Here is a 23,828-nt window from a genome sequence, read left to right as displayed (position 1 = left end):
CGAGGCTTAACGCGCGACCAGCCGCCATCTCGCACGGTGGATGACGCGGCCGATGTTCAGCCAGCTTTGCTCGAAATCCGTCACCGGATAAAAAAACGCGTCCTCAGGCCACTCCAGCCGCGTGAACTGATGCGCGCGCGACTCAAAGCTCAGCAGCGCGTCCTCAAAGTAAGGCAGGTCATCCGTTTTGAGCAAAAACTCGCCTCCAGGCGCGAGGATGCGCGCCAGACCATCGAGAAACTCGCCCTGATTCACGAGACGCCGTGCGGCATGCTTTTTCTTTGGCCAAGGATCGGGGCAGAGCAAATGCAGGCGCGAAACGCTGCTCTTCGGCAGCAGCCACGCGACGGTGTAGGCGCTCTCCAGACGCATGATGCGGGCGTTCGGAAGACGCGCGGCCTCGATCTTCCGCGCGGTTTTTTCCACACGGCCGAGCATGCGCTCAACGCCGAGAAAATCACGCTCCGGATAGTGCGCGGACATTCCGGTGAGGAAGGTGCCATCCCCGCAGCCGAGGTCGATTTCCAGCGGACGCGTGACGTCAGGGAAAATCTCCTCGCGGCGGAGTTCGCGGAAGTGGTCGGGAGGAATGAAGAGCGCGGACATGCGGGAACTGCGTGCGGATGAGTCGCAGAACCCCACTCACTGCTACTCCTTGAGCTTTTTGACAAGGTACTCCAACGCGCTTTTTGCAACGCCCTCGACTCCGGGATGGTAGAGCTCGCAGCTCACGCCGTGAGCCTTGCAGTGCTCCTGCAGTTTCACGCCGAAGTTGGCCGTGTGAGTCGGGTCTTTCTCATCTTTGCCGAGGTTCGGTGGGCCGCTGAAGGTCAGATGCACGGGCGGATCGTCGGAAGAAACCAAAGCGTACGGCGAATACTCCGCGATCCAGGGTAGGATCTTCTCACGCCCGGCCAGGAAGGCATCAAAAGTCGGGCGTTCTTTGCCGGCGAGCGGAAGGAACGCGTGGGCACCGTAGCGGCTGTTCGGGGTCCACTCCTTCATCTGCTGTGGATCGAGTGTCGTCTGGGCACCAGCCACGGAGGCGCAGTAAAGCCGTGTGGACTCGTGGGCAATCGGGTCGCTGCTCTTCGGATCGGCCATGTCGGGATGAAAGGCCAGCCACAGGCTGCTGCACGCTCCTGCCGAGCCGCCGCTGGCACCGATGCGCTTCTTGTCGATGTTCCACTCCGCCGCCTTGCTGCGCACGGTCTGCAAAGCACGCGCCGCGTCATGCAGCGGCCCTTTTACCGGCGGCACTTCGTCCTGGGATTGGGAAACGTAGCGGTAGTTGATCGAAACGACCGAGATGCCTTCCTTCAGATAAGGCTCAACCGCGACGCCCGCCTTGTCCCCGCCCATCCAGCCGCCGCCATGGATAAAAAACAGCAGCGGTGTCGGCTTTTCGGACTTCGCCTGCCAGAAATCGAGCACGTTCCGCTCATGCGGCCCATACTTGAAGTTCGCCACGGTCGGAGCCGGGTTCTTTGGATAGACTTTCTTGGCCGGGGCCTTCTTCGCGGGCGCTTCGGCTTTTTTCACCGGTGTCTCGGCGGCAAAAGCGATGCTGGTGAGAATGAGCAGGGAGAGTGCGAGTTTCATGGTCGTGTAGGAAGTAAAACTTATTTCTTCAGGGTCTGGATCAAGAACTCCGCGACACCCGCATGCTTCACGTCCGGGGCACCGGGATAGTTGAGCTCGCATTCCGTGCCGTTGGCCCGGCAATGCTCCTGAAGTTTCACGCCGTAGTTCACGGTGTGCGTCGGATCCTTCTGCGGCTGGCCGAGCGCGGGGGTGTCGCTGTACTTCAAATACACCGGCGGGTCGTCTTTGCTGACGAGCTCATAAGGCGAATACATCTTGATCCACTTCAGCACGCTCTCGCGCTTCTCCAAAAACTCGGCGAAGCGGGTGTCGCGGGTCTTTTTGTCATTCGGGTCCATGAAACCGAAGGCGTGGCCGCCGTAGCGACTGTTCGGCGTCCATTCCTTCAACTGTTTCGGATCGAGTGAGGTCTGCGCGCCAACCACCGCCGCGCACCAGAGCCGTGTGGACTCGCGGGCGATCGGATCGCTGCTCTTCGGATCGGCCATGTCGTCGTGAAAGGCGAGATACAGGCTGCTGCATGCGCCTGCGCTGCCGCCGCTGGCACCAATGCGCTGTTTGTCGATGTTCCACTCACCCGCCTTGCTGCGCACGAACTGCAAGGCCCGCGCCGCGTCGTCCAGCGGCCATTTCACCGGCGGCATGACGCCCGCGAGCTGCGCCTGATACGAGTAGCGGTAGTTGATCGACACCACCGAGATCCCCGCGGCGAGGCACGCTTCGAGCTCGCCGGGATTCGCCTTATCCCCGTTCACCCAGCCGCCGCCGTGGATGAAGAACAGCAGCGGCGTCGGATTGGCGGACTCCGCCTTATAAAAGTCGAGCACCTGCCGCTCATGCGTACCGTAGGCAACGTTCGCGACGGTGGGGGCACGTTTAGGCTTTGGGGCGGGTTTGGTCGCAGGGGCGGCACTTTGCGCCTGCAACGATGCGGCGAAGAGAAGCGGGACAAGGACGAGTCGGTTCATATCGGTTGGGCCATCTCAAACGCGGCAAACGCCGCGTTTGATCAAGAACCGGAACCCTGATGCGCAAACTCACACCTCCGGCAGCTCAAAACCGGCGGCGTATTCCTCCTGGCAGAGCTTGTTGGCCTCGGCGGCGAATTCGCCGGTAAACTGATGCGTGGCGGGATCAAAGTCGAGCCATGGACCGACGACGATCTGCTGCGCATTGAGGTCGATCTGGTTGGCAGCGAGATTCTTGAGGAACTCGGCGAAAAGTTCCTGGCCCATTTTGTCGCCTTGCAGGCGTTCCTTGAGTTCCTCGGTCTTCATGGCTTTACCGAGGCGGTAGGACACATTCGCGAGATGCGCGAGACAGGCCGAATGGTGGCCGTGGCGGATGTGCAGCACTTCCTTGGTGTATTTTCCGGCGCGGACGCTTTCGATGAAGTTCTTCATGTGATCCGGCCCCGTGAGGAAGTTCTCAAACTTCGTGATCGCCTTGCCTTCACTGTCATAGGCTTTCGATTCAGCGACGTAACCACCCTCGCAGTGGATCACGTTTCCGTCGCGCACGCCTTTGTAGGGGGCCGAGCCGAGTTTGGGGTTCATGTCCTTCAAGGGCAGGCCGAACTTGTCCATGATGAGCGGCGTCGGCTCATACGGATGAAACGCGATCTGGCAGTTCGCGGTCTGGCCGTCATCGGTGTAGCCCCAGCGATTGCCAAAGCTCATGACGCGCTTCGGCAGCACATCGGGATCGCCCAGCGCCCAGCGTGCCACGTCGTATTGATGCGGCCCTTGATTGCCGATGTCGCCGTTGCCATACGGCCACTGCCAGTGCCAGTCGTAGTGGAACTGCTTGCGCATGATCGGCAGCTCTGGCCGCGGCGCGGACCACAGCTTGTAATCGACCGTGGCAGGCGCTTGCTGCGGTCCGTCCACTTTATCAATGCTCATGCGCAGACCGTGAACGAGCGCGTGGGATAGCGTTGTCTTGCCGATGTGGCCTTCTTTGACCCATTGCATCGCAGAAGCCCAGCCCTCATCGGAGCGGCGCTGCATGCCGTGCTGCACCACGAGGCCCTTCGCGGCCGCTTTCGTCGCCGCAGCCATCAGTTTGGCGCTTTCGATGAGATTATGGCTCACCGGCTTCTCCACATACACATGCTTGCCGTGTTGAAGAGCGGTCAAAGCGATCAGCACATGGCTGTGGTTCGGGGTGGCGATGGTCACCGCATCCACATCCTTGTCCGCGCAGCATTCGCGAAAATCGCGGTAGGTTTTCACGGTGACGTTCTGCTTCGCGAGATCGGCCACTTTTTTGTCGATGACCGCCTGATCGGCGTCGCAAAGCGCCACGAGACGCACGCCCGGAATTTTCAGCAGCTCATTGATATGACCACCACCACGGCCGCGAAAACCGATCACGGCCACACGCACATCTCCATTCGCACCGAGCGGCGCGGCCCAAGCTGGCAATGAAACAGCTCCAGCAAGCGAGGAGGCGAGGAAACGACGACGGGATGTGGTGGGCGCGTTCATGGTGCGGCTATAACGCGACCCGTGAGCTTGCCTTTGCGGAGTTCATGCCTAGCCGTGCTCCATGCAGCCACTGCCCACGCTCAGCGAAATCGAAGCCGCGAAGGCTTTGATCCGTCCGCACATCCACGAGACGCCCGCGTATCGCTGGCCGCTGCTGGAGAACGATCTCGGCTGCGAGCTTTGGCTGAAGCACGAGAATCACACACCAGTAGGCGCCTTCAAGATTCGTGGTGGCTTGGTTTACATGGACGAGTTGAAACGCGCTGAACCCGGTGTGCGCGGCGTGATCGCGGCGACGACGGGCAATCACGGCCAGTCCATCGCGTTTGCGGCAAAGCTGAACGGCCTGCGTGCCGTGATCGTGGTGCCGCATGGCAACAATCCGGAGAAAAACGCCGCCATGCGTTCGCTCGGTGCTGAGTTGGTCGAACATGGCGAACAGTTTCAGGACGCGCTGGAGTTTTCACGCGAATTGGCCGCGAATGAGGGCTTGCACCCGGTGCCCTCGTTTCATCCGTGGCTCGTGCGCGGCGTGGCCACCTATGCGCTGGAGCTGTTTCGAGCTTTGGGTGAGCTGGACGCGGTTTTCGTGCCGATCGGCCTCGGATCGGGCTTCTGCGGTGTCGTTTCAGCAAAAGAGGCGCTGGGATTGAAGACGAAGATCATCGGCGTCGTCTCCGAGCACGCCCCCGCCTACGCGCTGTCGTTCCAGCAGCGCCAGTTCGTCGAACAATCGAGCACCACTCGCGTGGCTGAAGGCGTAGCGTGCAAGACACCGAACAAGGACGCGCTGGAGCATGTGATTCGCCACGCGCACGACATTGTGACCGTGAACGATCATGAGGCCGTCGCCGCGATGCGGGAGATCATCCAGGCCACGCATAACATCGCGGAAGGCGCAGGATCACTCGCCTATGCGGCGCTGAAGAAGCATCGCGATCAATGGCAGGGCCAACGCGTGGCCTGCATCCTGACCGGCGGCAATGCGAGCATGGGCATGCTGCGCGACGCACTTCAGCGCTGAGGAACCCACGGCAGCAGGATGTGCGAGGGATGCTCGGCACCGTAGTAGATCGTGTTCGTGGCGATCACCGTCCGGCGATGCTGCTGGAGCGGCTCACCCGTGTTTGGATTCACGTCGAAGCGCGGGAAGTTGCTGCTGCTGATGTCCAAGCGGACGCGGTGGCCCTTTTTGAAGACGTTGCTCGTGGGATAGAGCTTGATCGTGAAGGGATACACCTTTCCTGGCTCCAGGAGCTTCTCCTCCTTCAGCGATTCGCGAAAACGGGCACGCACGATGCCGTCGGTGAGGTTGAGATCGAAACCGTGCGGCCAGTCGGCGCTGGGCGGATAGACGTCGATGAGTTTGGCGGTGAAATCGGTGTCCAGGGCTGAAGACGAGGCCCAGAGCCTCACCTCGATCTCGCCGGTGATTTCTATATCTTCGGCCAGCGGAGCGGTTTGGAACACGAGCACGTCGCTACGGGCTGACAACGGAATGGGCTTGGTCCAGTTCCAGAATTTTTCGCCGCCACGCTGATCCCACGCGCCCTGCTGCATGATGCCGTCGCCGGAGGAGATGTTGCCACCGATCGTAGGCACCGGATTCTTCGGGTCGAAATCGTAGCTCACTGCCCCACTGCCGTCTTTCCGCTTCAAATCACTCAACAGGCCGTCGGCATGCAGGAAAAACGGCGTCGGCTTCGCACGAGCCAGAGGCCACTCATTTTCATCGCGCCACTGTCCGCCGTGATTGAGCAAGCCGTCCTTCGTTTTGCTGCCGTCGCCCGTGCCCATGACGAAGATGCGGACTTTCGAGGCGAAGGGCGCGGATTTGCCGACGCTGTTGTCGATTCCCTTCATCCAGTGGTCGAACCACTCCTTGCGCCATGCGAGTTCGTTGGGAATCGCGGCCTCGGCACCGAAATCGACCTGACCGTGCTTCGATTTGCCCTGCGCGCCGTGAATCCACGGCCCCATGATGAGATAGACATCGCTTTTGAGCGTCTTCGACAGCGCCGTAAAATTTGCCGCCGTGTTGCCCGCCCACGAGTCATACCAGCCACCCACCAGATACACCGGCATGTCTTTGTAGCGTGATGGATCGGCCAGGATGTTGTTCTGCGCCCAAAAGGCGTCGTCCTTGCCGTGACGCATGGCCTGGATGAGCCAATCCTCATATTCGGGCGCGAGTTTCAGCGGCGTGGAGCCGGGCCGCAGCGGCAAATGATTCAAATAATCCCAGCGATGATCCGCCATTTCCTTCAGTTCCGCCTGCGTTGCGGGATCGAGCGCCGCGTTGCTGCCCTTGCCCGCATTCAGCATGATCCAGTTCCAGAAGCGCATCTCGAATGCGCCCGCGTTGCGCATGCTCTGCCGCCCCATGTTTGAAACAGCATCGACAGGAATGACCGTGGTGAGTTGCGGCACCTTCTCCAGCGCCATCGCATGCTGAGTGCCGCCGACATACGAAGTGCCCACCATGCCGATCTTCCCGTTCGACCACGGCTGCGCGGCGATCCACGTCGCACAATCCGCCCCGTCTTTGCCATCGTCCGTCATCCAGTGCCAGACGCCTTCCGAAGCATAACGACCACGCGTGTCCTGCGCGACGAAGACATAGCCGTTTGCGGCAAAGTATTCGCCGTAGCTCTTCGCGCCGTCCTTGTTGTAGGGCGTGCGGGTGAGGATGACAGGGAGCTTCTCCGTGTTTCCAGCCGGGATGTAAACATCCGTCGCGAGCTTCACACCGTCACGCATCGGCACCATGACGCTTTTTTCGACATGGATGACCGGTTCCTGGGCATGCAGGGAGAAGACGGCCAGGAAGACCGTCGTGAACACGAAGCGCTGGATCATGGCCTTACTCCGCGAGCAGCTTTGCCACCTTCTCCTCGAGACCGCCGCGGGCGTTTGTGCTCACGACCATGCCTTTCTTGTTCACCAGCCACATGGCCGGGATCGAATTGATGCCATACTTTGTCGAGATCTCGTTCTGCCAGCCTTTGCCGTCGAAATACTGCGGCCACTCCATGCCACGCTCCTTCACAAAGGCTTCCAGTTCGGCTTTCTCGGAGTCGAGCGAGATGCCGACGATCTCAAATCCTTTGGGATGCAGCTCCTTGTAGGCTTTCAGCACGTTCGGCAGTTCCGCGACACAGGGTCCGCACCAGGTGGCCCAGAAGTCGATGAGAACCACCTTGCCCTGAAGCTTGGAAAGATCGACCTCGCGGCCGTCCACGGCGGTGAACTTCATCTCCAGCGGCTTGGTCTTGAGGTCGGCGGTCGCCTTGACGCTCTTGATCCTGCCCTCGACCATGCGGTTCGCCTTTTCCTCCGGATAGTCCTTCAAATGCTTTTCCGCCTTCGCGATCCAAGCATTGATGTCTCCGCCCGGAGCATCCGCCGCTTCGAGAGATTCCATCACATCCATCACGCTGGCCTGCGACTTGGTCTCCGGCTTCGCATCACCGGCGCTGAGAATGTCAGCGACTTTGACAGGAGTCTTGGAGGGCGCGGCCACGCCGGCCATCTCGCGAGCGCGGCCGATCATCAGCTCAAAGAGCGCCGAATCCCAACGGGAGGGATGGTTCGCCCCGGCCTTCAATGCGGCGGCATGAGCCGTGTCAAAATCGGTGATGCCCTTCTTCAGGAACGCAACCGCCTCTTCACGCGATTTCGGGCGCTCCTTGGGGTTCTTGATGCCTTCGATGACGTCATTGACCTTCTGCCACTCGGTATCGCCGTCAGCAGCACGAAGAGAGGAGGAAACGGCCAGGACGAGAGTCGTGACCCCGATGCGAAGAAGGCGGTGAGCGTTCATGGTGACAGCCTAAACGGAACCTGCCGCCGCTGGCAATCGTTTACGCGAAGATTTCCAACACCGCTTTGCCCTTGCCGTCTTCGGTGACGTAGAAGGGGCGGCCTTCGATGTCGAACTCGGTCTTCGGGCTGATGCCCATGGCGGTCATGATCGTGGCGTGGAGGTCCATGACGCTGACGGGGTTCTTCGTGGCGATGAGCGGGCGTTCATCGGCGGTTTCGCCGTAGAGGTAGCCTTTCTTCACGCCGCCGCCGAACATGACGACGCTGGTGCCGCCGGTGAAGTGGCGATGCAGGCCGTAGTGCTTCATTTCTTCAAGGCGATCCACTTTGAAGGTGGTCTGGTCATTGGCGGTCGAGCCGGGCTTGCCTTCCATGAGCGCGTCACGGCTGAACTCGCTGGCGATGACGATGAGCGTGCGGTCGAGCAGCCCCTTGGCCTCCAAATCGAGCACGAGCTGTGCGATGGGTGCGTCGATTTCCTTGTGCATGGCGTCCACGGTCGTGTGGCCGTCCTTGTGCGTGTCCCATTGGAAAAAGGGCACGTATTCGGTGGTGACTTCGACGAAGCGCGTTCCTGCCTCGACCAAACGACGTGCGAGCAGGCAGCCGCGTCCAAAGCGGCCGGTGTCGTATTTTTTGCGGCTCTCCTCGGGCTCGAGCGTGATGTCGAAGGCCTCGCGTTCTTTGGCGCTGAGCAGGCGGTAGGCGTTGTCCAGGCTGCGGAGCATGGATTGCTGCTGGTAGTCGCTCATGAAGTCGCGTTGCGGACTTTGATCGACGAGTTTGCGGAAGAGGCGGTCGCGATTGGCGAAACGCTGAGCGTCCATGCCCTTCGGTGGCTTCACGGACTGCGCGGCGTCCTCGGGGAAGGGGAGATTCATCGGGCCGAACTCGCTGCCGAAGAATCCGGCGGTGGTGAAGGCCTTCAGTTCCTCGCTTTCGCCCACGCCTTCGAGCCGCTGGCCGATGTTGATGAAGGCGGGCATCACCGGATTGCGTGGGCCGAGCACTTTGGCCATCCAGGAGCCGATGTGCGGGCAGGCGACGGTTTGCGGTGGCACGTAGCCGGTGTGCCAGTGGTATTGATGCCGCGAGTGCAAAATGCTGCCCAGATCCGGCTGCACGGCGCTGCGAATGAGCGTGCCGCGATCCATGACCTTCGCGATGTTTTCGAGGCCTTGGCAGATTTTGATGCCATCGACCGCGGTATCGATCGCGGGGAAGGTCGAGAGCATCTTCTTCACTTCGAGACCCTTTTCGAAAGGCAGGTAGCCTTTCGGATCAAAGGTGTCCGGCGCGGCCATGCCGCCTGCCATCCACAAAAGGATGCACGCATCGGCCTTGGCAGGCGGATGGGTGACTTTGTCGCCCGTTTTGGCCCAGATGGCGCGCGGCTCGCCCGTCATCCAAGCGGCCGTGGAGGCGGCGGCGAGTTTTTTGAGGAAATCGCGGCGGACGAGGTGCTCTGGCAGGCTGGGATCGAGATCGTGCATGGCATTCAAACGGAACTCCGTTCGGGACGTGTTGCAAACACTTCGACGAATTGCCGCAGTGCCCCAAGATTCCCCGATTGACGTTCGTCCTGCCATCGCCATTTCCATACGCCGTGTTTCCGACCACCCACCATCTGCTGTTTGTGCTGCTGCCGCTCGCAATGGCGGCGCGTCTGGCGATCCGGCCTCGGCCGGCCACGCTGGATGTGGCGCAGGGCGTGATGCGCTTCTGCCTTGGTTTCAGCAAGTGCGTACTGCTGTTCGATCCCCTCTGGCATCTTGCGGGCATGGTGCTAAGCGGCGGCGCTGACAGCCTGAGTGGCGGCGTGGCCTGGATGGGGTTTCTGGCGTTGATGCTGGCGCTGCATTTTCTTCTCACCGCAGCAGGTGATCTGACCTTGGGGCTGTGCGGCATGTTTGGCATCAAGCTGGCGGAGAAGGTGGAGGACACGTTCGAGATGCGCGCCATCACCCGGGGCAAAATCACGCGCCACCTTCTTCTGCTGGTCATTCTGGCCGCCGCCGGCACACTGGCGCACGGCACCTGGCTGCCATTGAAGGCTTTGTTCGCGCCGATGCCGCGCAGCATCGCCACCGTGCTGCAGGAATCGCGCGTCCTGACGGATTTTCATGTCGTCACGATGGTCGCCGCGCTCGCCTGCCTGCTAGGCCTGCCCTTTTCCAGGGATTTTCTCCGCGTGCCGCAACCGTGGAAGGCGGTGGTCTGTCTGATCACCTTCCTGCTCGCGACCGTGATGCTGTGGACTCGTGCCGCCCCGATCTCATGAAACCGACCCCGCAGCCGATCGACCCGAAGAAACGCACCTTCGTGCCGCCTCCGCCTGAGCTGAGCGCCAAGGCGGCGCTGAACATCGTGCGCGTGTTTGCGTGCCTGCTGGCGGTGCCGCTGGTTTTTGAGATTGCCGCATGTTTCACGGCCTCGAAGACAAACCTGGCCGCAGCCACGATGCGCAGCGGCATGCAGTGGCTGCTGACGAACGTTTTGGGCGAAGGCAACAAGGACGTGCACCTGGGCCGCGAAGGCTGGCTCTTTGATCAGCACGAGATCGACCGCCTGGTGCATGTGAAGCGCGCTGAAAACGACCTGCACGCGCGCATGCTCAAACTGGCGGCCGATTTGAAAAAACAGGAGGTAAAGCTGCTTGTCGTCGCGATCCCCGGCCGGGCGGCGCAGTATCCCGAGCAGATTCGCGCTGGTGACTACTCAGGTCCGGTGCGTGTCAAAGAAGAAGCCGCCAGACTGGCCGAACTGACGGCGGCGGGTGCCGACGTGATGGACATGACTGACGCGTTTTGGGATTTTCGCGACCGGCAGGCCGTGTTTTACGCGCAGGACAGCCATTGGACGCCGGAAGCGATGAAGGCGGCCGCGCTGGCCGTGAACAAGCAGGTGCGTGAAAAATTTCCACGCCTCGCCAGCACCGAGACGCCGATCATCAACGCCACCATCCTCGAACACGAGGACGCGGGCGACCTGGCCCGCAGACTCGACCCGCAACATGCGGACCGCCTGCTTGGCACAGAGCCTGCAGACCTGATCTCCATCCAGGGCATCGAGCCGAGCGCGAAATCAGCCGTCGTCCTGCATGGCGGCGGGCTGATGCGGGTATTCGATGATGCGAATCTGAGCTTCGGCGGCGGTGACAAACCACCACGCGCAGGATTTGCGACACAACTCTCCACGCTGCTCGGCAAACCGCTGGATGTGCGCGGCATGCCCCGGGCGGGAGAATCCTACGAGGAGAAAAAACTCGTGATCTGCCTGCTGCCAATGACCGAACTGGTGCCATAGTCCGCGCTTCTCATGCTGCGACTGATCCTTCATTTCGTCTTCGGCGCTGTCTTCGTCTATGCGGGCCTCCTCAAGGTGGCGGACCCGATGTCATTCCTCGACGATGTGCGCAGCTTCGACCTGCTGGGTGATCCCTGGGCCGCGTGGGTGGCCATGGGCCTGCCATGGCTGGAGATTTTCGCGGGACTGGCCGTGATGAGCGGTTTTTTGCGCTCCGGCGGCATGCTGGTCCTGAACGGTTCGCTCGTCGTGTTTCTCATCGCCATCACCATCGCATGGTGGCGCGGCATCGACATTCGCTGCGGCTGTTTCGGCCATTCTGACGCCACCTCAAACTATCGCGACCTCATCCTGCGCGACTTGCTGCTGCTGCTCGCCGGCATCGTGCTCGTGTGGCACGGAAAACCGAAACTTCGCCCATGAGTATGGAACCCAAATACCACTTCGCCTCCGACAACACCTCCGGCGTGTGCCCGGAGGCCTGGCAGGCGCTCGTGGAGGCCAATGAGGGCTATCAGCCGAGCTACGGCGCGGACAGCATCACCGCCGAGGCCTGCGAGACGTTCCGCCGCTTCTTCGAGACGGACTGCGATGTGTATTTCGTCTTCAACGGCACCGCGGCGAACTCGCTCGCCCTGGCCACGCTGTGCCGTAGCTACAACAGCATCATCACCGCGCATGAGGCGCATGTGGAGACGGACGAGTGCGGCGCGCCGGAATTTTTCAGCCACGGCTCGAAGATCCTCCTCGCCCGCAGCCCTCTCGGCAAACTCGACCCCGCCGACGTGGAGCGGATCGTTCTAAGCCGCAACGACCTGCACTTTCCAAAGCCACGTGCGCTGAGCATCAGCCAGAGCACGGAGCTGGGCACGGTGTACCGCCCCGGTGAGATCAAAGGCCTCGGCGCCGTCGCCAAACAACATGGTCTGGCAATTCACATGGACGGCGCGCGGTTTTTCAACGCGCTGGCCGGTTCCGGCTGCGCGCCCGCGGACATCACCTGGCGCGCCGGTGTCGATGTGCTGTGCTGCGGCGGCACGAAGCTCGGCATGGCGGTGACGGAGGCCGTGGTGTTCTTTAACAAGGAGCTGTCGCAGGACTTTCAATACCGATGCAAGCAGGCCGGGCAGCTCTGTTCGAAAATGCGCTTCATCTCCGCCCAATGGCTGCGCATGCTGACGAACGACACCTGGCGCAGACACGCCTCCAGCGGCAACGCGCTCGCCAAAAAGCTCTCCGACGCGCTCGGTCACCTGCCTGGCGTGCAAATCCTCTATCCGGTCGATGCGAACGCGGTCTTCGCGAAGCTGCCGGACGCGATGAAAGCCGGGCTCAAGGAACGCGGATGGGTGTTTTACAGCTTCATCGGCGGCGGCTCGCGCCTGATGTGTTCCTGGCGCACGACCGAGGCGGACGTGGACGCGTTCGTCGCGGATGCGACGGCGTTTGCGTGACGTGAATCACTGCTCACCACATCATGCAAAACATGAACAGCAAAAAACCAAAACCTAAAGCACACGTCAAACTAACTACCTATTGGGGAAACGACGATGCAGAGAGCACCATCAAAGTAAGTCGTTCTCGGTGGAAAGTGATCACAGAAGGAGGTGCCTACGAAACAACAGCATGGGGTTGGTATGAAGGAGGGAGATTCTCCGTCAGCTGGCAGTTTCAAAATGGGAGTTTCTCCGTGCTGGCCGACGACGGGCTTGAATGCATTATCGATTGCCCTATCGAGGAATTAATCGTTCAAACAGATTGAACGACGTCTCCAGAGCAGCCGCGTGCCCCCCCTCTGCAATCACACCGACATGCGCCTGACAAACCGCATGGCGATCTAGTCCCGAAGCTGCTGGCATAAAGATCACTCCAAATTAAGCAGCATGCTCCGTTCAATTGCCATTTCCTGACGCACCAGCTTTGGTTTGATCCATTGGTAGAGGCTGATGCCACCATAAGCGCCGCTAAAGGCCGAAAAACCGGCAACTGCCGACCATCGATCCACACTTGGCATGTAAGACACCTCACGCAGGATCATGCCGGAGATGTAACTGGCTGCCGAAAACCACAGCACGGAAGAATCCTGGGCAAATTCTTCAATTAGCTCATCGGCAGAGTAAAACCGCAGCGCCTTAATTCTCTGCAGATGCGCGGCTGCCTGAGGATTCCTTGGCGTGCAGTTAATCTTTTTGTCAGTGAGCAAACGGATGGATGTGTGACAAACCAATCGCAGCCCTCTCTCCGAACACCAGGATTCAAGGGCGAAAAAATCGCCGTAGGCATGAGGGTTGATGATCTGCATGGCGACAGGGGGTCTGAACTTCACGCTTGCTTACTCACTGGCTGGAAGCCCCAGGCCTGAAGAATCATCCGGTCATCCGTCCAATATCTCACCCGCTGGTAGATGCCACGGCACAGAACGCCGACGCCTTCCTGATTGAGAAAGCAACGCAGATCATGCGCCACTTGCAGGACACGCTCTGGCTTGTCAGTGGCAATCTGGATCACCAAAGTGTCTTCGGCGTTGGAACGGAAATAGCCCTCGGCGTCCAGCAGCGTGAAGGACGGAAACTGCGCCCCCACGCGGATGATCACACCGTGGCGCTCGCCAGCATCCAATCTTGCCGCTGGGGAACGGCTGCCCACATAGATGCTAAAGTGTACGATGTTGCGTGGATCACGCACTCGGTCCGACCACTTGCCCAGGCGGACACGTTTCTTCCCATCGGCGGAGATTAACGTGAGGTGGTCATCCCTGACCTCATACACTGCCAACTGCTGGTATCTGCGGGCCATTTCGAGCACGCGCTTTTCCGAGCACGCGAAGCCCCAACCTGGCTCGACGTGTTTCTCATCGGGAGACATGCCGATCACACGAAAATGCCTGAGCTTTTTGATCTCTTTCTCAATTTCGTTGTCCCGGTCCGAGTTATCTCCAAAGTCACCATCCTTGCCGTTCGGATTCCATCCTGTCAGGATGAAGAAGGAAGATGGCAGGTTATCAGGAATGACTTGGAAGACAGTGGAGTGGAATTCGGCTTTCATGTGAGATTGGAACTGCCCATGAGATTCGTCGATGCATTTCATCCAGCAAACGGCATCCGTGTCATAGCCGCCCATGCGACCATGATGGATCAGCGGGAGCGCCACCATTTATGCCAGTGGTGATAAAGCCTCAGCATTTTGCGTGTAAGCCAGGAAGACTTTCCCGTGACGTTGAAACGGGCAGCGTCTCCTTGCGCCCAGGCAACCACCAAGCCCACCACGATGGTGACCCATCTCTCCCACGAGGTTCCAAGCAGCCACGCATATCCATAGGCCGCCGCCACGATGATTGCCCAAAGCAAGGCCACCACCACCAGGCCGCCTTTGAAACCGAGTTTGTGAAACACCCTCCGCGCCAACGGATTGCACTCCGCGTGCGGACCCACATGCTTCACGGTCGTCCAAAAATCCGCCGCCTTGGTTAGCACCAGGGCAATAAGGGAAAACAGCAGGGCGGCGTCCACCATGTCGCATCCATCGACCCAGACAGCTCAATTGCAGCCATTTTCAGCGCCTAGGTTGACGATTTTTGCGGAGTTCCGTAGGTGCCCGTTGAAACCAACCACACCGCTATGAATGACGCCAAACACACCCGTGAGTCTGCCGCTAAAAGCGACGACCAGATCGCCTTGGAAAATGGCATCTCCTTTCAGAATGCCGGCCGACTTGTCACCGCGCTCGAATGGTTCGCCGATGTGAAACCGACGGGTGGTCGCTTGGACATCCAGGCATCGTCGGCCAGGATGTCCCTGCTCATCGGTCTGAAACGGGCAGAGGAGGCGGTCGATGTGGGGACGCGGGCGTTGAAGCGCACGCGGCATTATTCGGTGTCGCTTGTGAATCAGACATCACGAGCGTTGAATGTGGTACAGGGACCGTTGCCTGCGTTGAACCTTTGCCGCCAGGCACTAAGGCATGCGGCATTTCAGAGGAGTCCGCATCTTTGGTTCTCAGCCGCCGCGTATGCATCGCAGTGCCACCAGTTTGGCCGCAGCCTTCGCTACCTGAGAGGATTCTTCGACTGCTGCGACGAGTCCTTTGGTGGTGATCTGTTCAGTGACTTCGATTTTGCACCGCTGTGGCAGCATTTGCGTTCTGACGCGCTGACTGACGAGGAAAACGCCGCGCTGAGGACGCTGGCGGCGCACCGTCGTCTTTCGGTCGTTGTCGGGCTGCGCTGCCCGCTCAGTTATGAGAGCATCGGCCATGTGCCTCCCGGGTTGCGCCGGTTCCTCTGCCTCAATCTTGGCACCATGAACTGGGTGCCACGTCCTGATGCCTCGCCAGCCCAGCAGGCCACCTTTCAGACATGGTGCGAAGCTGTGCGCCAGGAGTCTCGGCAATCTTTTGAGCACGCCATGAGCAAAGCACTTGCCAACCACACTGCCACGAGCGGAGAATGCGCTTAAATCCATCATGCCCGCCTCCGTCCAGCTCCGCATCAGCGAAGGCACCGCCAAAGGCAAGGTCTTCGATTTCGCAGCGCACGATACCTTCCTGCTGGGCCGCCACCCGGACTGCCATGTGCATCTGCCGGACGATGCCTGCGTCTCCCGCCATCACTTCATCCTGGAGGTCTGCCCGCCGGAGGCCTGCGTGCGCGATCTAGGCAGCCGGAACGGCACCTATGTGAACGGGCGCAAAGTCGGCGGGCGCAAAGAAGGCGAATCACCCGAGGAGGGCGCACGCCGCGCTTACCCCGAGATCACCTTGAAGCATGGCGACCGAATCCAGGTGGGCGACACCGCGTTGGAGGTCACGGTGAAGCAGGCCGCGCCTGCCGCTGCCGCGCCAGCCCTCGCACCGGTGCGCAGCTTCGATGAGTTGAACCCGCAGCAGCTCGCCGACCTGCTGCTCAAAGCCGCCAAAAAAGGCAAGGCACCGCGCCTCGACATCCCCGGCTATGAAATCGAGAAGGAGCTGGGCCGTGGCGGCTTCGGTGTCGTCTTCCGCGCCCGCCGTTTGAGCGACGGCGTGCCCGTCGCCATCAAGGTGCTCCTGCCCCGCGTCGCCGTGCGTCCGGCCGAGCTGGAGAAGTTCCTGAGGGAAATGACCATCACCGCGCAGCTGCGCCATCCGAACATCGTGAAGCTCTACGACCAGGGCCACAGCGAAGGCATCCCATGGTTCGTCATGGAATACTGCGAGGGCGGCAGCCTGTGGGACTTCATCATGAAGCACGGCGGCAAGGTGCCGCTTGAAATCGCGCGGCCCATCATGTTCGACGCTCTGGCAGGTTTGGCACACGCACATGAGCAGGGCATCGTGCACCGCGATTTGAAGCCGCAAAACATCCTGCTCGACCGCGGCGTGGCCCGCATCTCCGACTTCGGCCTCGCCAAAAACTTCCAGCAGGCCGGCTTCAGCGGCCTCAGCGTCACCGGGAACTACGCCGGCACACCGCTCTTTATGCCGCGGGAGCAGATCATCAACTTCAAGCACCTCAAACCGGCCTCAGACGTCTGGAGCATCTCAGCCACATTTTACTTTATACTTACGGGCGCGTTCCCGTATCCGTTTTCGAACAAACGTGACCCGATAGATGTGATTTTGAATGAACCAGTGGTGCCAATTGAACAACGGGATAAAGAGCTTCCAATCGGACTAGCGCGGATGATCAACAAAGGACTGAACCTTGACACAAAACAGAGATTTGATTCGGCTTCAGAATTTCTTGCCATTCTCAAACTATGACTCGTCTCACTCATTCCAAAGACAGCTTTTTCGATCTCTCTCGTCATGATCGCGTCTTGGTGGGGGACATGCCTTATGTGGTGGAAAAAGCTGCTCGTGGCGGCATGGGCTATGTTCTTTTGTTAAATCTAGACACGGAGAAAAACCCAAATCTAACGAGCGCATTTGGATTGAAACTAGCCCTCAAAGTGGTTTTACCTGGCTCGGCAGACGCAGAGGGAGTGGCTTTGTTCAAACGTGAACTGACCGTCTGGTGCGGATTTCGGCACTGGAACATTATCTGGCTTTTAGACATTGTGGACACAGGCGATGCCGGCTGGGCTGCTGCGATGGACTGGGCCATAGGATCATTGGAGGACTTGCTTAAAGCTCGTGGTAAATTATCACTGGCTGAGAGTTCCTACATTATGCTCCATTTAGTTGATGGCCTATCGTATGCATACATCAAAGATCGCGTGCTTCACTTGGATCTTAAACCAGCCAATGTGCTATATCACCTCAAGGTCGACGCGCTGAATGATAAGTCTGCTGCCTCGGAAGATTCCGCTTGCAAGTTCAGGTTCATGATTTCGGACTGGGGAATAGCGTCGATCAAGCAACATAGTCTAGCTAAAATAGCTGGCATGCCCCCTTCTGCCGATAGAGAACAATACACTTTCAACAACTTTGGAACAGCCAACTACATGGCACCCGAGCGGTTCCAGAAAGGTCGCTCTTCATCAGTTGCCTCTGATGTATTTTCACTTGGAATGATTTATCTCAAAATGCTTACAGGCAGCCTTCCTTTTCATACGTCCGAGTCTGCTGCCCGTGCATTAACCTCCGGCTCCTACTTCACCGAAGCTGCTTTACTATTACGTTCAGCGAATGTTCCTAAATCAGTCGGACGACTTGTTTTATCTATGGTTGCAAGGACTCCATCTGATCGACCTAGAGACTATCGGTCGCTTAGGCAGGAAATTATTTCTGCGAACAATCGCGCAACAGGATGGTTTTCCAAGATCGCTAATTGGTAATTTGATATGAGACTCTTCGATTTTTTGAAACCTAAAAAGAGCAGAATTGATGAGCTGAGAAAAAATAAAGCTTTAAAATGGGGCTTCCTTGCGACTGAATTAGAATTTCTAATTAAACAAGCAGCCAACATGATGGCGGTCGGCCGTTCTGAAGATGCAGAAAAGTTGATCGCGCATTTTTTGGATAATTACTTCAATGTTTGTGGAGAAGCTGGTTCGTCAATAAACAGCCTGAGGCATGTTTCATACTTTCTTGCATACAGACTCATTCCAGAATTGGCACATCGAAGGTGGAATGAATTTGTACAACTTTGGGAACCTGGTATCCCTTTTTCAACATACATCGCACTGAGTGGTTCTCTTATCTTGAAGACCTCGATAAACGCGGAGCAATTGAATCAATTCAAGCAAAGCAGTGGATCGCTTAATGATACCACAAGGTATTATATGATGGAGTTTCCCGAGCCGCCACCATTCAGTGATGACGAATTTAATAAATCAATTGAGATTGCAATTAAAGCAAAAACTGGGGAACTTCAGAATAATTCGCCCGAATTAAGTGCGCCGACACTGGGTCCTTATTATGCCTGCGTGCTTCAAAACACATTAACAAATAAACGTGATGTTTATGTCCTTGGTCAGCGCATAGGCGGACATACAACACTGCGACGCATAATCGCTGACGGTGGAAATGAGAATTGTGGTTACGGACCTGCGCCTACCGTCAAAAATTTTCTCTCTTGCCTAGAAAAGGCAGTAACGGCCGATCAAGTATTTCCATTGTCTCGGTCCCCCGATGTAGCCCGTGATTCAACTGTTTCTCAGTTCTGCATTGGCGGGTTTGAATTCTGTAAACCGGATTATCAGCAGATTATGCTTTGGGCGAAAGCTCTAAAGCTGGAACCGGAGGTTGTGCTGGAGCGGTTACTGACAGAACCTCAAGAGTCTTGGCAGCGTCAACATAAAACACAGATTGAACACGGGCGAATCATTAAGCTCGGATGGGATATTGGTTTATTGCCGCTGAAGGCATTCGAGTGGGTGGGTGACCTTGTCATAAGATCGGTAATCTTTTTTGTTCCTGTTGACCAAGAGCCTGCTCATATAAGTATGACGCTGCGCTTGCCTGAACTTCAGCGTTTGTCCTGTGACGGCATGGGCTTGACCAAGCTTGATCTCTCTAATGTACCAATGCTAACTGAGCTATATTGCGATAGCAACAAGCTAACGGATCTTGACCTCTCCAGATGTTTGAACATCACAGATGTATCGTGTGGAAACAATTTAATTTCTGCATTGGACATTGCCTCCGCGCCTCAATTAAAATTGCTGTCGTGCAATAATAACCGTATTAGGAATATAGACCTATCCTCTGCGTCGCAACTATACTATCTGGTTTGCAACGACAACCATCTAACCGCGTTAGACCTTTCCGCAGTTTCGCAGCTCTCCGTGCTAACTTGCTACAACAACCCGATCACTGATTTGGATATTCGTTCCTTGACGAAGTTGACTGTTCTTCATTACGACCAAAGCATTGCTCGTCTGATTCAGCGCCCAGACCAGAACTTTTAATCATACAGCACTCCGACTCGATTTACTCCATGCCATAAGTTTCGCCAAATTCGTTTGAGCTGAGCTGTCTGTAAATCCCGTTCTTCGCCCGACGCAGGGTGACGACGATAACCAAAATTGTGTCATCCGGCTGCTGTGAGGTTCCCCTGGTGAACCTCGCTCATCACAATCCTGCCATCGGCGATGGCCCAGGCGGTGCCCGAGTGGCGGCACTGTTGCCAGCCGCATGCCGAGGCCGTCTGGCAGCACGCCGACCAGCCGGATGTCTGGCATGGCTGAGTCAGCCTCAGCGGGGCCAAAACTTCAATCATTTATTCTGCAAAAAACGAAAGCATCGCGCTGCCTGCTGAAGCGGCGAGCAGGTTCAATGCGGTGGCTGGGCTGCTGTTTGCAAAAAGCCTTTGGAGTCGAGCCCCTCGAAACCTTGAGCAGCCAGTTGATCGCGGAGGCGCTCCAAGGCCGCGGCTGCGGCCTTGTGGACGGCCTGCTTCGAGACGCCAAGCAGCTCACCAATCTCGGCGTAGCTGTGGCCTTCAGCGACGAGGGCGAGGATTTGCTGAGTTCGTGAAGGCAGTGAGGCCAGCATATGTTCCAGCACACGCCGACTCTCCTGCGAGCGGACCTGGCTCAGCACATCCTGAAACTCATCTGGCAGCCGCTGACCGGGCGCAGTGCTGCTCATCGTGGTGAAGGCTGAGAGAGCGGCGTCCGGCTCCAGCACAAACTGCCGGGCGTGGCGAGCCTCCTTTTGATGCAGTGAATTCAGCGCATTCCGAATGGCCTGCGCCGCATACGGCTCAAAGACTCCACGAGCCGGCTCAAAGGCCAGTGCCGCCCGGTGCAATGCTGCCTGTGCCACCGCCCGCACATCGTCCATGCTCACGCCAGGGATGTTCGCATAGCCACCGGCGATTTTATCCGCCAGCGGCAGGTGTGCATGAAACAGGGCTTGGGCGTCAGGCATGGCGTGAAATTTTGGCACGAACCGTGGCCTCGGCAACCACAGCCAGCGTGCGCTTGCTGTTGACGCCGGGCTTGCTCGTCATTCATGGGGCGCCTCCGTGTCCGGAGAGGCTGGGTCTTCGCACGCCTGCCGGAATCGGCCGATCAATTCCATCGTCGCCGCCGGGCTTCGGCGTCTCATGGCCTCTCCCGCCGGTTGCTCGAACATGGCTTTGATGATGGCGTGCAGCTTCTCCAGGCGTTCATCGGTAATCAACACCAGGAGTTCGCGAATCCTCTTTTGGTAAAAGTCTTCCTTGAAGGCCCATTCGAGGCTTTTGTCGTCCTTGTTGTAGCGGTTGAGCCAGGCGGCCTCGCGGTCAGCGTAGGCAAAGGTTAGATCGGCAACGGTCGGGGCAAGGGATGGCATGGGAGATCATGAAGTTGAGGTTTCTTCGTCGGAGGGGAAAAGCTGACGCGCGCCCGCGGCTAGAATCTCCATCTCCCGCGTTGTGAGGCCGAGCTGGTCGAGGGTGATGGGCTTGAAGCCTTCTGTAGCGAGCGAAACGATCGGGCGGGGTGTCGCGTCCGCAGAGGGAGCGGGGTGGATTGCGGCCGCCTTCAGGCGAGGTTTGGTTGTTCGTTTCATGGCTTTGTTGTGGATTGAACATTTGACTCAGGCGGCAAGGGCCATGGCAGGCGGGATAGACGCTGCAACCAAGCGTGAAATAAGCGCGTCCCGTCGCTTCCTGGCAGTGGCGGGATCGGTGGTGCGGAGGGAGCGGCGGACGCGTTGCTTGGTCCCTCGCGGTCCGTGCAGGGTGAAGTGGCACCAGTAAGTGCCGTTGTTGTTCCACAGGTGGTGGTCGGCATTCAGCGCACAGGTGCGCAGTGAAAGGCGGAAGGTGTGGCGTGGTGCTGAGCTCATCGGGTTTCCTGATGGTTGGTTCGACTTTGCGCACCAAGAGCGGACCCGACTTCAGGCCTGTGAGAGCCTGCACATCGGACGAAGACCGGAGCCTTCATCCCGGCACCTTCGCAGTTTTCACTGCCAGGTTGCCACGTCCGTTGCTGCCAACGGACGGTTCTTGATGCTAACGCTGAGATATTGAACCCATCTGGCCGTTTTGACAACTTGGCAGTGTGTCATAAATGAGCCCATCAGGTTGACGATATTTATCGACGCCCGTAGTTGCCTGCATGAACAACTCGGTGGCGATCATCAGCGATATCCATGGCAATACCCATGCCCTGCGCGCTGTGCTGCAAGACATCGCGAACCAGGGGATCAGCAAACTCGTCTGTCTCGGCGATGTGGTGGGCTATGGCGGCAGCCCTGGCGAATGCGTCGATCTTCTGCGGGAGCAGGGCATTCCTTGTGTGCGGGGCAATCACGATGCCATGGTGAGCACCGGGTCGGGATTAGATGACGTCAACGACGCCACACGTCAGTCGATCGAATGGACGCGTGACCAGTTGAGCGAGGACCAAATCGGGTGGCTCGCTGCGCTGCCGATGATGATGCAGGGCGAAGATTACGAGGCGGTGCATGCCTGCCTGCATCACCCTGACGAGTGGGGCTATGTGCTGCGGGCGGACGCTGCCGCGCTGAGTTTCCGGCATCAAACAAGACCGGTGTGTTTCATCGGACACACGCACCGTCCGGCGTTTTGGGTGGAAGGTGATGAGTTTGGCGTGGACATCACTGCGATTGAAGCTTTGAAACCAACCCGCAAATGCCTCGTGAATGTGGGAGCCGTGGGCCAGCCGCGTGACCGCGACGAACGCGCCTGCTACGCGATCTATCGCCGGGATACTCAGGACATCCTTTGGCGGCGGGTGAGCTACGACGTTGCCGGGGCGCAGCAGGCGATCATCCAGGCCGGGCTGCCCGCCTACTTTGCGCAAAGGCTGGAGCTGGGGAGGTAGTGTCAGGATCAAGCCTCCACGGCTTCTTCGTCTTCCGCATCCGACCTGTCCACACGTTTGAAGTGCAACTGCTGGACGCGGCGCAGGTCGGCCTTGGTGGTGGTGACTTCGTAGTCTTCGATGGTGACCTTTTCGCCGGGTTTGGGCAGGTGGCCGAGGAGGTGGGTGACGTAGCCGCCGATGGTGGTGACTTCGTCGCTTTCGAGCTCGATGCCGGCGTGGTCGGCGAGTTCGTAGAGGTTGAAGGTACCTTCGACGGTGAATTCGTTTTCGTTGATGCGTCGGAACTCGCTGATCTCGTGGTCGAACTCGTCCTGGATGTCGCCAACGATCTCCTCGAGCACGTTGTCGAGCGTGACGACGCCGACCGCACCGCCGAATTCATCGACGGCGAGCACGAAGTGGACGTGCTTGTCGAGGCAGAAGCGCAGGAGCTTGTCGATGGGCATCAACTCGGGCACCATGTGCAGCTCGCGTTTGATCTTACGGAGGTCGGGCTGCGGTTTGCCGACGAGGGCGAGCAGGTCTTTGATGTGGATGATGCCGATGGCCTGGTCGAGGTGGCCTTCGACGAGCGGATAACGCGTGTGCTTGCTGTCGATGGCGACTTTGAGGTTCGCCTCGAAGCTGTCATCGGCGTCGAGGGAGACGACGGTGTTGCGCGGCGTCATGACATCGCGGGCGCAGCGGTCGTTGAGGGCGAGCGCGTTGAGCAGGATGTCTTTTTCAGTTTCCGTCACTTCTTTGGACTTCTGGCTTTCGGCGACGATGTGGCGCAGTTCTTCTTCGGAGTGGGCGATCTCGTGCTCGGAGACGCTGGTGATGCCAAAGAGGCGCAGGACGAGGTTGGTGCTGTTGCTGAGCAGCCAGATGGCGGGACGCGTGCAGATGTAGAAGATGTGCAGCGGCCGGGCGACCCAAAGCGTGGCGGTGAGCGATTTGCGGATGGCGAGCACCTTCGGTGCCTGCTCGCCAAAGACGACGTGCATGTAGGTGACAAGCGCGTAGGCGACGAGGATCGAGGTGAGGCTGACGGCAGCCTCGCTGGTGATGCCGATTTTGAAAAGGAACGGCTGCAGCACGGTGGAGACATACGGCTCACCGAAAATACCAAGCGCGATGGAGGTAAGCGTGATGCCGAGCTGTCCGGCGGAGAGGTAGGCGTCGAGGTTTCGCGTGACCTGGCGGGCGAATTTCGCGCCGCGCACGCCGTCGTCGATGGCGGCCTGCATCTGGCTGTCACGCACTTTGACGATGGCGAACTCCGCGGCGACGAAGAAGGCGTTCAGCAGCACGATGGCGAGGATGATGACGACACGCCAAAAGTGGAAGGCGGGGTCCGGATGCCATTCGTGAGCGAGCTCGGCGGTGGCGTTGGCGAGGAGCAAGGTCATTGGGGGAC

General features: G+C 58.8%; 26 protein-coding genes. 11 read left to right on the top strand and 15 right to left on the bottom strand.

The genetic code is table 11. The annotated features are described in order from the left end of the window. Positions 1 to 6: 6 nt before the first annotated feature. The 4 genes from ACILSE_RS02800 to ACILSE_RS02785 form a co-directional block, all read right to left on the bottom strand. Positions 7 to 606 (bottom strand): tRNA (guanine(46)-N(7))-methyltransferase TrmB, encoded by a 600-nt coding sequence (locus tag ACILSE_RS02800; RefSeq protein WP_395715823.1) that lies wholly within the window; start codon positions 604 to 606, stop codon positions 7 to 9. Between the two features lie 42 nt (positions 607 to 648). Then, the gene (locus ACILSE_RS02795; protein ID WP_395715822.1) at positions 649 to 1,602 is read right to left on the bottom strand and encodes a carboxylesterase family protein; all 954 of its coding nucleotides are present in this window, start codon (positions 1,600 to 1,602) and stop codon (positions 649 to 651) included. A 20-nt stretch (positions 1,603 to 1,622) separates the two neighbouring features. Next, on the bottom strand, positions 1,623 to 2,573 hold the full coding sequence (locus tag ACILSE_RS02790; RefSeq protein WP_395715821.1) for an alpha/beta hydrolase fold domain-containing protein: 951 nt from the start codon (positions 2,571 to 2,573) through the stop codon (positions 1,623 to 1,625). 69 nt (positions 2,574 to 2,642) lie between these two features. Further along, positions 2,643 to 4,094 (bottom strand): Gfo/Idh/MocA family protein, encoded by a 1,452-nt coding sequence (locus ACILSE_RS02785; protein ID WP_395715820.1) that lies wholly within the window; start codon positions 4,092 to 4,094, stop codon positions 2,643 to 2,645. A 70-nt stretch (positions 4,095 to 4,164) separates the two neighbouring features. On the opposite strand from ACILSE_RS02785, the gene ACILSE_RS02780 reads away from it, so the two are divergent. Further along, on the top strand, positions 4,165 to 5,118 hold the full coding sequence (locus ACILSE_RS02780) for a threonine dehydratase (RefSeq protein ID WP_395716031.1): 954 nt from the start codon (positions 4,165 to 4,167) through the stop codon (positions 5,116 to 5,118). Here ACILSE_RS02780 and ACILSE_RS02775 read toward each other — a convergent pair. From ACILSE_RS02775 to ACILSE_RS02765, 3 genes are read right to left on the bottom strand one after another with little or no spacing between them, the layout of a single operon-like run. Beyond that, a complete protein-coding gene (locus ACILSE_RS02775) occupies positions 5,109 to 6,953 on the bottom strand; it encodes a CocE/NonD family hydrolase (RefSeq protein WP_395715819.1) in 1,845 nt (614 codons plus the stop codon). The genes ACILSE_RS02780 and ACILSE_RS02775 overlap by 10 nt on opposite strands. Before the next feature lie 4 nt (positions 6,954 to 6,957). Then, on the bottom strand, positions 6,958 to 7,917 hold the full coding sequence (locus ACILSE_RS02770; protein ID WP_395715818.1) for a TlpA family protein disulfide reductase: 960 nt from the start codon (positions 7,915 to 7,917) through the stop codon (positions 6,958 to 6,960). Positions 7,918 to 7,957: 40 nt separating this feature from the next. After that, positions 7,958 to 9,412 (bottom strand): DUF1501 domain-containing protein, encoded by a 1,455-nt coding sequence (locus tag ACILSE_RS02765; RefSeq protein WP_395715817.1) that lies wholly within the window; start codon positions 9,410 to 9,412, stop codon positions 7,958 to 7,960. Positions 9,413 to 9,525: 113 nt separating this feature from the next. Between ACILSE_RS02765 and ACILSE_RS02760 the strand changes: the two genes are divergently transcribed. Genes ACILSE_RS02760 through ACILSE_RS02740 form a run of 5 tightly spaced genes read left to right on the top strand, consistent with a single transcriptional unit; the run spans position 9,526 to position 12,987 of the window. Beyond that, entirely contained in the window at positions 9,526 to 10,200 is a 675-nt protein-coding gene (locus tag ACILSE_RS02760) for a hypothetical protein (RefSeq protein ID WP_395715816.1), read from the top strand. Beyond that, positions 10,197 to 11,225 (top strand): hypothetical protein, encoded by a 1,029-nt coding sequence (locus ACILSE_RS02755; protein WP_395715815.1) that lies wholly within the window; start codon positions 10,197 to 10,199, stop codon positions 11,223 to 11,225. Before ACILSE_RS02760 ends, ACILSE_RS02755 begins: the two co-directional genes overlap by 4 nt. Before the next feature lie 12 nt (positions 11,226 to 11,237). Continuing rightward, a complete protein-coding gene (locus tag ACILSE_RS02750; RefSeq protein WP_395715814.1) occupies positions 11,238 to 11,648 on the top strand; it encodes a MauE/DoxX family redox-associated membrane protein in 411 nt (136 codons plus the stop codon). A 2-nt stretch (positions 11,649 to 11,650) separates the two neighbouring features. Then, on the top strand, positions 11,651 to 12,679 hold the full coding sequence (locus ACILSE_RS02745; protein ID WP_395716030.1) for a threonine aldolase family protein: 1,029 nt from the start codon (positions 11,651 to 11,653) through the stop codon (positions 12,677 to 12,679). Between the two features lie 32 nt (positions 12,680 to 12,711). Beyond that, the gene (locus ACILSE_RS02740; protein ID WP_395715813.1) at positions 12,712 to 12,987 is read left to right on the top strand and encodes a hypothetical protein; all 276 of its coding nucleotides are present in this window, start codon (positions 12,712 to 12,714) and stop codon (positions 12,985 to 12,987) included. A 102-nt stretch (positions 12,988 to 13,089) separates the two neighbouring features. Here the strand turns inward: ACILSE_RS02740 and ACILSE_RS02735 are convergent, their stop codons facing one another. The 3 genes from ACILSE_RS02735 to ACILSE_RS02725 are packed head-to-tail and all read right to left on the bottom strand — an operon-like array spanning position 13,090 to position 14,734. Further along, positions 13,090 to 13,527 (bottom strand): hypothetical protein, encoded by a 438-nt coding sequence (locus ACILSE_RS02735; protein WP_395715812.1) that lies wholly within the window; start codon positions 13,525 to 13,527, stop codon positions 13,090 to 13,092. A 20-nt stretch (positions 13,528 to 13,547) separates the two neighbouring features. After that, the gene (locus ACILSE_RS02730; protein WP_395715811.1) at positions 13,548 to 14,345 is read right to left on the bottom strand and encodes a DUF3293 domain-containing protein; all 798 of its coding nucleotides are present in this window, start codon (positions 14,343 to 14,345) and stop codon (positions 13,548 to 13,550) included. Positions 14,346 to 14,359: 14 nt separating this feature from the next. Then, positions 14,360 to 14,734, bottom strand: a complete 375-nt coding sequence (locus tag ACILSE_RS02725) for a hypothetical protein (RefSeq protein ID WP_395715810.1) — start codon at positions 14,732 to 14,734, stop codon at positions 14,360 to 14,362. A 108-nt stretch (positions 14,735 to 14,842) separates the two neighbouring features. Between ACILSE_RS02725 and ACILSE_RS02720 the strand changes: the two genes are divergently transcribed. Genes ACILSE_RS02720 through ACILSE_RS02705 form a run of 4 tightly spaced genes read left to right on the top strand, consistent with a single transcriptional unit; the run spans position 14,843 to position 19,555 of the window. Beyond that, complete coding sequence (locus ACILSE_RS02720) at positions 14,843 to 15,679, top strand: hypothetical protein (RefSeq protein ID WP_395715809.1); 837 nt, start codon at positions 14,843 to 14,845, stop codon at positions 15,677 to 15,679. Between the two features lie 7 nt (positions 15,680 to 15,686). Beyond that, on the top strand, positions 15,687 to 16,964 hold the full coding sequence (locus tag ACILSE_RS02715; RefSeq protein ID WP_395715808.1) for a protein kinase domain-containing protein: 1,278 nt from the start codon (positions 15,687 to 15,689) through the stop codon (positions 16,962 to 16,964). Next, positions 16,961 to 17,980, top strand: a complete 1,020-nt coding sequence (locus ACILSE_RS02710) for a serine/threonine-protein kinase (RefSeq protein WP_395715807.1) — start codon at positions 16,961 to 16,963, stop codon at positions 17,978 to 17,980. Before ACILSE_RS02715 ends, ACILSE_RS02710 begins: the two co-directional genes overlap by 4 nt. A 6-nt stretch (positions 17,981 to 17,986) precedes the next feature. After that, positions 17,987 to 19,555: a leucine-rich repeat domain-containing protein gene (locus tag ACILSE_RS02705; protein WP_395715806.1), complete on the top strand. Its 1,569-nt coding sequence runs from the start codon at positions 17,987 to 17,989 to the stop codon at positions 19,553 to 19,555. Positions 19,556 to 19,919: 364 nt separating this feature from the next. Here ACILSE_RS02705 and ACILSE_RS02700 read toward each other — a convergent pair whose 3' ends face one another. The 4 genes from ACILSE_RS02700 to ACILSE_RS02685 all read right to left on the bottom strand — a co-directional run bounded on the left by ACILSE_RS02700 (position 19,920) and on the right by ACILSE_RS02685 (position 21,425). Continuing rightward, positions 19,920 to 20,519, bottom strand: a complete 600-nt coding sequence (locus tag ACILSE_RS02700) for a sigma-70 family RNA polymerase sigma factor (protein WP_395715805.1) — start codon at positions 20,517 to 20,519, stop codon at positions 19,920 to 19,922. 78 nt (positions 20,520 to 20,597) lie between these two features. Continuing rightward, positions 20,598 to 20,927 (bottom strand): hypothetical protein, encoded by a 330-nt coding sequence (locus ACILSE_RS02695; RefSeq protein WP_395715804.1) that lies wholly within the window; start codon positions 20,925 to 20,927, stop codon positions 20,598 to 20,600. 6 nt (positions 20,928 to 20,933) lie between these two features. Next, positions 20,934 to 21,146, bottom strand: coding sequence for a hypothetical protein (locus ACILSE_RS02690; RefSeq protein ID WP_395715803.1), 213 nt, complete (start codon positions 21,144 to 21,146; stop codon positions 20,934 to 20,936). Positions 21,147 to 21,173: 27 nt separating this feature from the next. Further along, on the bottom strand, positions 21,174 to 21,425 hold the full coding sequence (locus tag ACILSE_RS02685) for a hypothetical protein (RefSeq protein WP_395715802.1): 252 nt from the start codon (positions 21,423 to 21,425) through the stop codon (positions 21,174 to 21,176). Positions 21,426 to 21,697: 272 nt separating this feature from the next. On the opposite strand from ACILSE_RS02685, the gene ACILSE_RS02680 reads away from it, so the two are divergent. After that, on the top strand, positions 21,698 to 22,426 hold the full coding sequence (locus ACILSE_RS02680) for a metallophosphoesterase family protein (protein WP_395715801.1): 729 nt from the start codon (positions 21,698 to 21,700) through the stop codon (positions 22,424 to 22,426). A gap of 8 nt (positions 22,427 to 22,434) precedes the next feature. Here the strand turns inward: ACILSE_RS02680 and ACILSE_RS02675 are convergent, their stop codons facing one another. Then, complete coding sequence (locus tag ACILSE_RS02675) at positions 22,435 to 23,820, bottom strand: hemolysin family protein (protein ID WP_395715800.1); 1,386 nt, start codon at positions 23,818 to 23,820, stop codon at positions 22,435 to 22,437. Positions 23,821 to 23,828: the final 8 nt, after the last annotated feature.

This window comes from Prosthecobacter sp. (assembly GCF_044236155.1).
Taxonomy (GTDB): domain Bacteria; phylum Verrucomicrobiota; class Verrucomicrobiia; order Verrucomicrobiales; family Verrucomicrobiaceae; genus Prosthecobacter.
This window is presented reverse-complemented; position numbering and strand designations above follow the sequence as displayed.

What these genes read in the sequence shown, in the direction of transcription:
- ACILSE_RS02675 (WP_395715800.1), bottom strand. Translation starts at nt 23,820, where the DNA reads ATGACCTTGCTCCTCGCCAACGCCACCGCCGAGCTCGCTCACGAATGG.
- ACILSE_RS02770 (WP_395715818.1), bottom strand. Translation starts at nt 7,917, where the DNA reads ATGAACGCTCACCGCCTTCTTCGCATCGGGGTCACGACTCTCGTCCTG.
- ACILSE_RS02730 (WP_395715811.1), bottom strand. Translation starts at nt 14,345, where the DNA reads ATGGGCGGCTATGACACGGATGCCGTTTGCTGGATGAAATGCATCGAC.
- ACILSE_RS02700 (WP_395715805.1), bottom strand. Translation starts at nt 20,519, where the DNA reads ATGCCTGACGCCCAAGCCCTGTTTCATGCACACCTGCCGCTGGCGGAT.
- ACILSE_RS02795 (WP_395715822.1), bottom strand. Translation starts at nt 1,602, where the DNA reads ATGAAACTCGCACTCTCCCTGCTCATTCTCACCAGCATCGCTTTTGCC.
- ACILSE_RS02750 (WP_395715814.1), top strand. Translation starts at nt 11,238, where the DNA reads ATGCTGCGACTGATCCTTCATTTCGTCTTCGGCGCTGTCTTCGTCTAT.
- ACILSE_RS02685 (WP_395715802.1), bottom strand. Translation starts at nt 21,425, where the DNA reads ATGAGCTCAGCACCACGCCACACCTTCCGCCTTTCACTGCGCACCTGT.
- ACILSE_RS02695 (WP_395715804.1), bottom strand. Translation starts at nt 20,927, where the DNA reads ATGCCATCCCTTGCCCCGACCGTTGCCGATCTAACCTTTGCCTACGCT.
- ACILSE_RS02790 (WP_395715821.1), bottom strand. Translation starts at nt 2,573, where the DNA reads ATGAACCGACTCGTCCTTGTCCCGCTTCTCTTCGCCGCATCGTTGCAG.
- ACILSE_RS02680 (WP_395715801.1), top strand. Translation starts at nt 21,698, where the DNA reads ATGAACAACTCGGTGGCGATCATCAGCGATATCCATGGCAATACCCAT.
- ACILSE_RS02705 (WP_395715806.1), top strand. Translation starts at nt 17,987, where the DNA reads ATGAGACTCTTCGATTTTTTGAAACCTAAAAAGAGCAGAATTGATGAG.
- ACILSE_RS02710 (WP_395715807.1), top strand. Translation starts at nt 16,961, where the DNA reads ATGACTCGTCTCACTCATTCCAAAGACAGCTTTTTCGATCTCTCTCGT.
- ACILSE_RS02800 (WP_395715823.1), bottom strand. Translation starts at nt 606, where the DNA reads ATGTCCGCGCTCTTCATTCCTCCCGACCACTTCCGCGAACTCCGCCGC.
- ACILSE_RS02775 (WP_395715819.1), bottom strand. Translation starts at nt 6,953, where the DNA reads ATGATCCAGCGCTTCGTGTTCACGACGGTCTTCCTGGCCGTCTTCTCC.
- ACILSE_RS02720 (WP_395715809.1), top strand. Translation starts at nt 14,843, where the DNA reads ATGAATGACGCCAAACACACCCGTGAGTCTGCCGCTAAAAGCGACGAC.
- ACILSE_RS02735 (WP_395715812.1), bottom strand. Translation starts at nt 13,527, where the DNA reads ATGCAGATCATCAACCCTCATGCCTACGGCGATTTTTTCGCCCTTGAA.
- ACILSE_RS02765 (WP_395715817.1), bottom strand. Translation starts at nt 9,412, where the DNA reads ATGCACGATCTCGATCCCAGCCTGCCAGAGCACCTCGTCCGCCGCGAT.
- ACILSE_RS02745 (WP_395716030.1), top strand. Translation starts at nt 11,651, where the DNA reads ATGGAACCCAAATACCACTTCGCCTCCGACAACACCTCCGGCGTGTGC.
- ACILSE_RS02755 (WP_395715815.1), top strand. Translation starts at nt 10,197, where the DNA reads ATGAAACCGACCCCGCAGCCGATCGACCCGAAGAAACGCACCTTCGTG.
- ACILSE_RS02690 (WP_395715803.1), bottom strand. Translation starts at nt 21,146, where the DNA reads ATGAAACGAACAACCAAACCTCGCCTGAAGGCGGCCGCAATCCACCCC.
- ACILSE_RS02785 (WP_395715820.1), bottom strand. Translation starts at nt 4,094, where the DNA reads ATGAACGCGCCCACCACATCCCGTCGTCGTTTCCTCGCCTCCTCGCTT.
- ACILSE_RS02740 (WP_395715813.1), top strand. Translation starts at nt 12,712, where the DNA reads ATGAACAGCAAAAAACCAAAACCTAAAGCACACGTCAAACTAACTACC.
- ACILSE_RS02715 (WP_395715808.1), top strand. Translation starts at nt 15,687, where the DNA reads ATGCCCGCCTCCGTCCAGCTCCGCATCAGCGAAGGCACCGCCAAAGGC.